Origin of the sequence: Pseudomonas sp. NFACC02, assembly GCF_900110765.1 — a bacterium.
GTDB lineage: Bacteria > Pseudomonadota > Gammaproteobacteria > Pseudomonadales > Pseudomonadaceae > Aquipseudomonas.
The window spans coordinates 1-9,028 of sequence record NZ_FOEO01000079.1; the positions used below are offsets into that span (position 1 = coordinate 1).

The 9,028-nt window shown below is 58.2% G+C and carries 10 protein-coding genes; 4 read left to right on the forward strand and 6 right to left on the reverse strand.

All coding sequences use genetic code 11. From position 1 onward, the window contains the following. The 4 genes from BMY73_RS27445 to BMY73_RS27460 form a co-directional block, all read right to left on the reverse strand. Nucleotides 1-205 (reverse strand): DUF4372 domain-containing protein (locus BMY73_RS27445; protein ID WP_139214294.1); only part of this gene is annotated, 205 nt, incomplete at its 3' end. Between the two features lie 255 nt (nucleotides 206-460). After that, nucleotides 461-2,944 carry a penicillin acylase family protein gene (locus BMY73_RS27450; protein ID WP_092411056.1) on the reverse strand — a complete coding sequence of 828 codons (2,484 nt, stop codon included), beginning with the start codon at nucleotides 2,942-2,944 and terminating at the stop codon, nucleotides 461-463. Nucleotides 2,945-3,176: 232 nt separating this feature from the next. Further along, nucleotides 3,177-3,383, reverse strand: coding sequence for an SEC-C metal-binding domain-containing protein (locus BMY73_RS27455; protein WP_062387914.1), 207 nt, complete (start codon nucleotides 3,381-3,383; stop codon nucleotides 3,177-3,179). A 4-nt stretch (nucleotides 3,384-3,387) separates the two neighbouring features. Further along, nucleotides 3,388-3,873: an LEA/WHy family protein gene (locus BMY73_RS27460; protein ID WP_062387910.1), complete on the reverse strand. Its 486-nt coding sequence runs from the start codon at nucleotides 3,871-3,873 to the stop codon at nucleotides 3,388-3,390. A gap of 135 nt (nucleotides 3,874-4,008) precedes the next feature. On the opposite strand from BMY73_RS27460, the gene BMY73_RS27465 reads away from it, so the two are divergent. The 3 genes from BMY73_RS27465 (at nucleotide 4,009) to BMY73_RS27475 (ending at nucleotide 6,382) form a co-directional block, all read left to right on the forward strand. Beyond that, on the forward strand, nucleotides 4,009-4,608 hold the full coding sequence (locus tag BMY73_RS27465; protein ID WP_092411058.1) for a hypothetical protein: 600 nt from the start codon (nucleotides 4,009-4,011) through the stop codon (nucleotides 4,606-4,608). A gap of 347 nt (nucleotides 4,609-4,955) precedes the next feature. Further along, entirely contained in the window at nucleotides 4,956-6,128 is a 1,173-nt protein-coding gene (locus tag BMY73_RS27470) for a colicin E3/pyocin S6 family cytotoxin (RefSeq protein ID WP_256571469.1), read from the forward strand. Nucleotides 6,129-6,142: 14 nt separating this feature from the next. Next, nucleotides 6,143-6,382 (forward strand): pyocin S6 family toxin immunity protein, encoded by a 240-nt coding sequence (locus BMY73_RS27475; protein ID WP_092411060.1) that lies wholly within the window; start codon nucleotides 6,143-6,145, stop codon nucleotides 6,380-6,382. Nucleotides 6,383-6,799: 417 nt separating this feature from the next. Here the strand turns inward: BMY73_RS27475 and BMY73_RS27485 are convergent, their stop codons facing one another. After that, the gene (locus tag BMY73_RS27485; RefSeq protein ID WP_092411062.1) at nucleotides 6,800-7,273 is read right to left on the reverse strand and encodes a YchJ family protein; all 474 of its coding nucleotides are present in this window, start codon (nucleotides 7,271-7,273) and stop codon (nucleotides 6,800-6,802) included. Between the two features lie 10 nt (nucleotides 7,274-7,283). After that, the gene (locus BMY73_RS27490) at nucleotides 7,284-7,781 is read right to left on the reverse strand and encodes a DUF6231 family protein (RefSeq protein WP_092411064.1); all 498 of its coding nucleotides are present in this window, start codon (nucleotides 7,779-7,781) and stop codon (nucleotides 7,284-7,286) included. 243 nt (nucleotides 7,782-8,024) lie between these two features. Here BMY73_RS27490 and BMY73_RS27495 point away from each other — a divergent pair, with 243 nt between their 5' ends. Beyond that, a complete protein-coding gene (locus tag BMY73_RS27495; RefSeq protein WP_092411066.1) occupies nucleotides 8,025-8,726 on the forward strand; it encodes a PA1041 family peptidoglycan-binding anchor lipoprotein in 702 nt (233 codons plus the stop codon). Nucleotides 8,727-9,028: the final 302 nt, after the last annotated feature.

Genomic DNA, 9,028 nt, shown 5'->3' on the forward strand with positions numbered 1-9,028 from the left:
GATGCGGGGCCAGAGTCTCGGAGAAAGTCGCCAGGGACCGCAGGCTCAAGGCTTGGGTTAAATGGCCGCTGACCAACGTCACCAACAATTGCCAGGAAGTGCAGCGTTTGACGTAGCGATCAGCTTGATGTGCTTCGACGGATCGCTCGAATGAAGAGCGTGGGATGGCACTGAGCAACTGAGTTAAAAAAGTGCTGGAAAACATGAGTCAAAATCGAGTCTGAAAAATCCGATTATGACTGAAGGCGGCCAACAGCAAGGGGGAGCAAGCTCCCCCTTCGGTTTTTACCGGACACTAGTGACGCTCTGCGTGGGAATGCCTGTCAGGACGCTCCGCGTCCACGTTTACGCAGAGCGTCAGTCGCTGCGTTACCACGCGGAGCGTGGGAACGATCAAAAGGAGAAGCCCAACCAGAAGCCGAACACCCCGAAAGTTGGACGCCCAGTCCATCCGAGGACATTACTTCCCTGGCGTCAACGTCAACCGCTGCTTGCCGTACACCTTCTCGAAGTTCTCCGGCTGCATCGGCACCGACATGTACTGCCCCTTCACCCAAGGCTCGATCCCGTCGGCAAAATGCGGACTCGCCGGATTACCCGACTGCCCTGCCGCGTTCTGCGCCATCATCGGCTCCTGTTGAGCGAAGTCGACGATCATGCGCATGGCCGGAATCACCGCCACATCGAAATCCTGCCCCCAATGGAAGCCCGACGCATTCAGCGTCGTGTGATCGCCGCCAGCGGCCATCGGGCCTATGATCACGCCGGCTTTGCTGCCACCGATCGCTGCCGTCAACTGAGCGCTTTGCGACGTCCAGGTGTACCGATGTAACTTGCCCCACTGCCAGGCCTTGTGGTCGCTTCCCATCTGCGTTTCACCTGCGGTGATCGCAGCGGCCAGGCTGCGTGCCAGAATCGTGGGCTTGTCTTCTTTCTGCGGGGTTTTCACGTCATCCCAATACGGGCTGTCCTCGCGCCCCAGCAGATGATCGGCCTGGGGTGAGTAGGAGAGGTCAGCGGTCTGGACCAGCGCCTTCCAGGCCGGGCTACTTTCCGGACCTAGCTCATCGAGGAATATCTGCCTGGCGCTTTCCTGCAGGAACAGCTCATAAATCGCGGCGTCCGCCGAGACGGGCGACAACCTGCCGTCGAAGGCCATCAGACGACTCAATGCCTCGCGTGCCTTGTCCCTGTCCGCTGGCGCGAGGGCATCGATGGCCTGCTTCAGCGGTCTGGACATGCCCGGCGCGTCGAACATCTTCTTGAGCTTGGCCGCAAACGTCGTGGTCTGGTCATACTGCATACTGATCGTGCTGCGAGTGTCCTGCTTGCCGGTATTGGCCAGCTCGGCGATCCGCTCGGCGCGTTCCGGGTAGTCCCACGAGTTGGACAACTGCATCCCGTACCCCTTTGGCACCGTGCGCTGGTTGGCCGTAGCGATCCAGCCCTGCTGCGGGTCCTGATCATACGGGTGCAGCATGGCATCGGCGTAACCGTCCCAATCGAAACGGCTCTCCCAGCCCGGCGACGGAATCAGGCCAAGGCCTTCGCGGCGGTTCGGGTAACGTCCGGTGACCTGCCAGCCGGTGTTCGAGGCGTCGGCGAAGACGACGTTCAGCGTAATCGCGCGGATTTCCCGCGTGGTGTCAAAGGCCCGCTCAACGTTCTGCGCCCGCGTCAGGTCGAACAGTGCATCCAGGGTCTTGTCATCCTTGGCGTCCGGCGTTTGCAGGGCAACGCCCAGACCGCTGGCGAGTTGCGCTGAGCTGGCATTGAGCAATGGGCCATGACGGGTGTCATACGCGGGCTCGCGCACCGGGCGCTGACCTTTGACGAAATACGTTTCCTCATGAGCCCCGGCCGCGACCCATTTGCCATCGGCCATGACCATCAGGCGATTGTTTTCGCGCTTGAGCTTTTCAAGGAACAGGTCCTGGTTGTCGCCCATCGCCGGGCCCATGCCCCAGGCCAGCTTGCCGTTGAAGCCGGACAGCACCAGCGGCAGACCCGCGACGGTGGCGCCAGCCGCCTGATATTTCGGTGCGCGGATCTGCACGAAATTCCACATGGACGGCAAGGTGGAAGGCAACTGACTGTCGGTGGCCAGCAGGCTTTTGCCCGCGCGGGCGCGTTGCGGTGCAATCACCCAGTTGTTGGAGGCCGAAACACCCAGCAGGTTGAGGTCGGAGAGTTGCAGCGCAGCCTTGTCCAGATCGCTCAGCCCCGGCATCTGGCTACCCAGATTCAACCCCTTGAGTTTGTCGGCCTCCGCAAACGGCAGCGCTTCATCGGGATAGGTCGGCAGCAGCCAGGCCAGCTTGTCCGCACCCACCTTCTGCGCCAGCACCAGTGAGGAGATTTCTTCCTGCAGGTTCACCGACAGGCTGAAATTGAGCAGGCTGAAGATCAGCGCCGAGTCTTCCGGCTTCCAGTATTCGGGCTTGTAACCCGCATCCGCCAGGTCGGACGGCAACTTGTCGCGGTAGCGGAACAGGTAGGCATTGACGCCTCGTGCATACACCTCGAAGAACCGCTTCAAACGCGGCGACGAGGCGTTGTAGAGATCGCTGGCGGTCTGCTTGAGGTTGGCGGCGCGCATCATGCGATCCAGGTCCAGCGCGCCAGGCCCGGCGATTTCCGACAGACGGCCCTGAGCCAAGAGGCGCATTTGTACCATCTGCGAAATGCGATCGCTGGCGTGAACGTAACCCAGGGTGAACAGGGCGTCATGAAAGGTGCTGCTTTCAATAAGAGGCATGCCCAGGCTGTTACGGCGCACAGAAACGTTCTGAGCCAGCCCCTTGATCGCGAAAACCCCGCTGGTCGGGGGCAGGTTGTCACGGTCTTCACCGCCGAGCTGGCAGCCGGCGAGGCTCAACAGGCCCATCATGGCGGCGGCAATACTGAGTCGCGTCTTCAGGGATGAGAGGGCTGGCGAGGCCATGATGGAGCTCCTGCGGGGGTAGGCGTTGGAAACGCGCTACGTTAGAGAGCAGGCAGGCGGCACGCAAGCAGGAGAGGCGAGTTTATTTCAGGATTTTTCAGTGTCACGCGTCATCAAAGAAGTCCTGCGGGAGCGAGCGTGCTCGCGAAGGCGCTTTGTCAGTCGATAAAGCTGCGTCTGATTCAGCGCTTTCGCGAGCAGGCTCACGCCTTCAGCAACCTGGGTGCGTTATTTACGCGCCGTGGCACTTCTTGAATTTTTTCTCGCTGCCGCATGGGCAAGGGTCGTTGCGACCGACGTCCTTGAGCGCGTTACGGACCGGCTCCTGAGGTTCGTGGTTGCAGTGCGGACCATGCACGTGGCCATGGTCATGATGATGGTCGTGGTGGTCGTGATCGTGGTTGCAATCAGGGCCATGCACGTGGGCTTGCTGGTTCATGAAGCTACTCCGGAATTAAATCGCCAGGGATTATCTCGCCGTTGCGCTGAATACGCACGCTGTGTCCAAACAAAAATCCGGTCTTGAGCTTGCCTTCCAGTCGGTAATGAATAGGCTGATCAGCGTTTTTGAGCATCTTGGAGATGTCTTTCAAGTGTTCCCACAGGTTGGTGCGCACCGGCACCGAGAAGTTTTTATGGCCGTGGGCTTCGACGATGAACCAGTCACTGTGCTCGCCTTCGGTGAGCAGCAGATCGTTGAGCAGGAGCTTGTAACGCAGGCCTCTCACCAGCACGCTCGAATCGTTGGGATTGTCGACGCGAAAGCGGAGCTTGAAGTCCTGCCGCAGCAGTTTGGCCTTGACCACATCGACCTTGAGCAGCTTGACTGATGGATCCTCCGCGCCGCCGGTGATCAGGCTCGAACAGCCACCCAGCCCCAACAACACACAGAGGCAGAGCAGCTTGATTACGCGTAACTGAAATACCATTCGTTCACTCCCTGTCGCTCTGCAGTCTAGCAAGCACGGTGCTGGTGTTGGCTTGGCACCGACTGATTGTGCGCCGCTCGCTGTTCCATAGAGCCTGCGCCATACTCATGCCATGTGTCGAAGGAGTATTGACCCATGAAGCTGTACGAAATTGTTTTTTCCGGCCAACTGGTACCTGGCGCACAACTGGACCGGGTACAGGCGAATCTGGCCAAGCTGTTTCAAGCGGACGCACAACGCATCGCGCTGCTGTTCTCCGGCCGGCGCCTGGTGCTGAAAAACAACCTTGATCAGGCAGCGGCAGAAAAGTACCGGTCCACCCTGGAGCGCGCGGGTGCGAAGGCCGATGTGGTGGAAATGCCTGGACAGATCGAGGTCCCGGCACCCGAAGAAGTCGAGGTCGAGGAAGTCGAACTCGCGCCGCCGCCCGACGAACCGACCTGGACGAGAAAAGCGCCGTCCCCGGCGGCGGGGACAGGCAGCGTCGCCAGGCCTGAGCAGAAAACCAGGCTTGAGCCCAGGGATGTCTATATGGCGGCCTTCGTCGACGTCAAGGCGCCGGACTTCACCTTATCGGCATTGGGCAACGATGTGCAGGACCCGAAATCCCCGCCCGTCGCGCCGCACCTGGACCTTTCCGGTTTGAGCCTGGCCCCGGTTGGCAGCGACATGGGGCAAAAGAAAGACGCCCAACCTGCGCGGGTGCCGGACATCTCGCATTTGAGGTTGGCTTGATCGTCGTTACGCGCGGCTCAAGCGCTCAGGCCATGTAGGGTGAACAGCACTTCTTCATCTATTGGTACAAAAACCTACCAATGATGCGCTTTGCGCTTGGGTTATAGGATTTATCAGGGTGGTTGCAGAACCATCTGCAATATTCCCGCCTGCCGTAGCGCGGACAATCACTAAAGTTGGGAGCCCCACACTGAAGTGGTTTCTTCTCCGCCCACAATCTGTAGACCTGATAGATGACTTTATATAACTTTAGAGAATCGTCCTACAGACAAACCAAATACCCATGAAGTAGCTTCCCGACACACTTAAACGGCAAACACGGATCGTGAATTTGCACAAGGAGTGTTATGGGAGTTAAAAATTTCTTCCCGAGTACTCTGGGATGCGATGGGATAGATGGCAACAGGCGACATGCCGAGGCTACAGAGGAAGCACAGGCAGCTTGGGACAGAGCACTGGCGGCGAATGCAAGGAATGAGCGTGAAGCTGATGCACGTAGGAACTCGATCAAGAAGCCGGTGGAAATCATTCTGCCCGGATGCGTCTTCGCCAAGAGTTGCAACCTCCCTGATGGTGTAATCAATCACATCAGCCCTTCCGGGTTTGTGCCTGTTGAGAAGCTGGCCGACTACGGACTTTGGGCTGTGCTTGGAACCGGGGCATCCATTTCCTCACAAGGCACCCCACTGCAACTGGTTGGCGGGTCTGCTAGCGGCAGTGCAATTGCTCAACGTCTTGGCGGGTCGCTATCGCTTGGCCTGCTGAAAGGGTCAGGCGTTGCTGCTGGCGCCGCATTGGGGACTGTTGCATTGCTGATACCGAACACCAGCATTTCACCTGACAGCGCCTTCTACAGGACTGATCAGTACGCCACCCTTGATGCTGGCCGCACTCGTGTTCGTGTCAACGTGAAGACTTTGCCGGATGGTTCCGTTAACGCTTACGGCTTTTACACGGGTGGCAAAACTGACTGGGAAAACGTTCCGGTCATCAAGGCAGAGAAAGACGGCGAAAACTACGTTGCTGATATTGGCAACGGCATTGGCCTCACTTGGACGCCTGCGGCAAGTCCAGACGGTGTTATGAGTATTCCTGCACTTGAAGGGGCCCCAAAGTTGCCACCTGTCTGGGTGTATCCGACAACCGAACAGGCCAATAAGATGATGGTCAATCCGGTTCATCCGCCAGATTACCAAGACGCAATTATCACGTTTCCTAACACCGGCATTCAGCCGATTTACATCTCATTGAGCGTATCAGGTGAACATCGTTACCACCCGGCGCCTAAAGGACTGACGGCATTTCCTGATGCTGCAAGGGATAAACCAAAAAGCAGCGTTCAAGGTAGTGCTAAAAAGCGTGCCCGCTGGAAAGATTCTAAAGGGAGGATCTACGAGTGGGACAGCCAACATGGGGCTGTTGAAATGTATGATAAACAAGGCAAGCATTTGGGGGAGTACAACCCAGAGACAGGCGAGCAAACCAAGCCCGCAAAACCGGGAAGAATCACTCCTAAATAGATTGAGAGGTAGTTATGCACTTATGCATCACAGGATTTTTGCCTGACAGCTCTGAAGATAGCTCGTTGAAGTATGAATTCGACGTGGCGCCAGAGTTTGAACAAAGCGTAATGGATATTCTGGGTTGGAAAAGCCTTGAGGCTGAGGCCGATGGGGAATTACCGCTAACTCGTGAACAGGCTGGTCAGATCGCCGACGTCGTCGAGGCGTCTTTGCCCGATAATCTTAATCTGTTTATTGGAGTGGTGGCGTAGCGACAGACAACATCGCAGCTAGCATCAGGTTGCTGGTGTACAGACGGCTGTCAGTGTTGGTGTAGACGTTGATTCCCTTCGCTAGAAGATCGAGCAAGCGGGGCAGGGAGCCCCTCACTCTTACACGCGAAAGACGGACTAGGGACTCCACGACCAAATCGCTGCCCGGTGGAACGGTCTCGTCTTCCACGAAGCTCAGGAATCTGGCCAGTTCGCCAGTATCGCTGAGGTGCTTGCCCTTGAATGCCAAACGTCCTGCGTCAAGAAAAGGCACTCACGAAGATCGGCTAACCCGATGTCGTTCTCATCGCGAAATTCTTTGCAGCGTTCACTTGCCTCGCGTAACTGTCGGCTGCTGGCGTCCGCTGAAGCGAATTTCGCTGAATGCCTTCCCCGAGGCGCCGTATACCTAGATTTTTACGGTAGGTAGCTGTAGCAACATTTCTTGAATTTTTGCGCACTCCCGCACGGGCACGCATCGTTGCGCCCCGCCTTGAGCGGCACGGTCGGGTCAATGAAATACCAGCGCCCTTGATTCTGAACGAACGCCGAGCGCTCCCGATGACTGTGCTCGCCCGTTGCGTCGTGCCAGCGCGCGGTGAAGGTGACGAAGGCATGCTCGGGCTTGCCGCCCAACAGCTCGGCGCTTTCCACTTCAAGGCCCAGCCAGGTGCTCTGTGCGCTCCACTGACTGATCGATGATCGGTCCAGGCTGCTTTTTTGCGCCGGTAATGTCGTGTCCAGCAGGTAATCCACAAGGCCCAGTACATACGCGCTGTAACGCGAGCGCATCAAGGCTTCTGCGCAGGGCGCGGGCTGACCGGCGTGATAACGGCCGCAGCAACCGTCCAGAAGATTGCCGCTGCCACAGGGACAAATTGCACTGCTCATGATGCGTGTCTCACCACCAGTACTTGCCAAAATTCTCCGGGTTGGCCCAGAACTTCGCGTTCAGCCAGTCCGGTACTTGTTTGTATTCGCGCAGATCGTAGGTGAAGAGGGTCAGCACCTGTTCGTCCCGGGCGAAACGTTCGCTGGCTTGCAGGGCCAGTGAATAGAAGTCGGTGGTCTGCCAGCCACAGGCCTGCATGTCGGCGAGCACGGCAATGCAGCTGGCGTTCAGGTTGCGAATGCCACCCAGCAATTCCAGCCCGGCACGTTTGGGTATGTGTTCCAGGCAATCGACCACCAGCGCCAGGTCAAAACGCTGCCCGGCGAGTTCAGCCGGTAATGCGCCCGGCGCGGCCTGGGCCAGGTGGGTGTCCGGGTGCGCTTCCTGAAAAGCCTGCAGCGCAGGAAAACTGTCTGCGCCAATCAGCAGCAGACGCTTGGGCGCATACCGGTCGAGCAGGGCGGCGAGGGCCTGCTGTGGTGTACGGGTGGAAAAACGGTCGGTCATCGAAATCCCTCATTGAGCTCGCAAGGTTAGCCTGCTGAATGATCATGGCCTAGTGCTTGAACTTTTTTATCGGTCGTCATGACAAAGCGTACGGAGTGAAGGCAAAAGGCTATTTCTAGAAGAACAAGCCAGAGCGTGCGCTGAAAAACCATAAAACCCCCTGTTTCCGGGTGGCAAATGGCCCCGGTGGCGTCTTTACTCCATTCCAGTCGGTTTTAGCCGATACCAAAGGAGAAGAACTGTATGAGCATGATTCGGACAGCGTTACCTCTGATTTTGGTTACCAGTGTATTGACGGGTTGTGCCGGCTTGCAAAAGACCGACTGGCCGCTGTGTGCTGCCGGCGGCGCTCTCAGCGGTGCGGCGATCGGTGCGTTCCAGTCAGCCTCTGTCGCGGCGGGCTTTGGTGCCGCGGTCGGTGTGATGGCGGGTGCTTACTGCTGGGCTCACGGTGATGGCGACGATGATGGTGATGGCGTGCTGAACAGCGTCGACAAGTGCCCGAACACACCGAAAGGCACACCAGTGGATGCGACCGGTTGTCCAATCGTGACGCCAGCGCCTGAGCCTGCGGTGGCTCCGGTGGTGTTGCCAAAAGAAGAAGTCATCACCATCCGTGATGTGCACTTCGAGTTCAACAAGGCAACGCTGACCCCAGCCGACAAGCAGCAACTGGATAGGGTTGCGACCAAACTGAAGACCGAAGCGCCTAACGTGCAGATGCACGTGAGCGGGCACACCGACAGCGTGGGCAGCGATGCCTATAACCAGAAGCTGTCGGAGAAGCGCGCGCAATCGGTGACGGATTACCTGGTCAGTGCCGGTATTCCTCGCAGTGCGTTCGTGTCGGTGGAGGGTGACGGTGAGGCGCGTCCTGTGGCGGATAACAAGACTGCCGAGGGTCGTGCTTTGAACCGCCGTGTGGAGATCAAGCTTAATCGCTGATTGAGTTCACGGTTCGATGTGTGGGAAAGCCCCGGCCATTGTGTCGGGGCTTTCTTTTTTTGGGATGGCTATTTCGGCTGTGGTCTGTCCGCGGTTCGGTTCGGCCTGGGGGCCGAACTGTTTCGCCTTCGGCGAGTTACTTTTGAAAAGCGACAAAAGTAACCAAAATCGCTTGCTCCTGGCTTGGCCCTCCTGCGTCGGGTTCCTTCACTCCGGCGACGCTCCGTGGGCCCGCGCCGAACGGACATCCATGTCCTGACGGCGCTCTCGCGGCATCCATGCCGCTCGGCCCACTGCGCGTC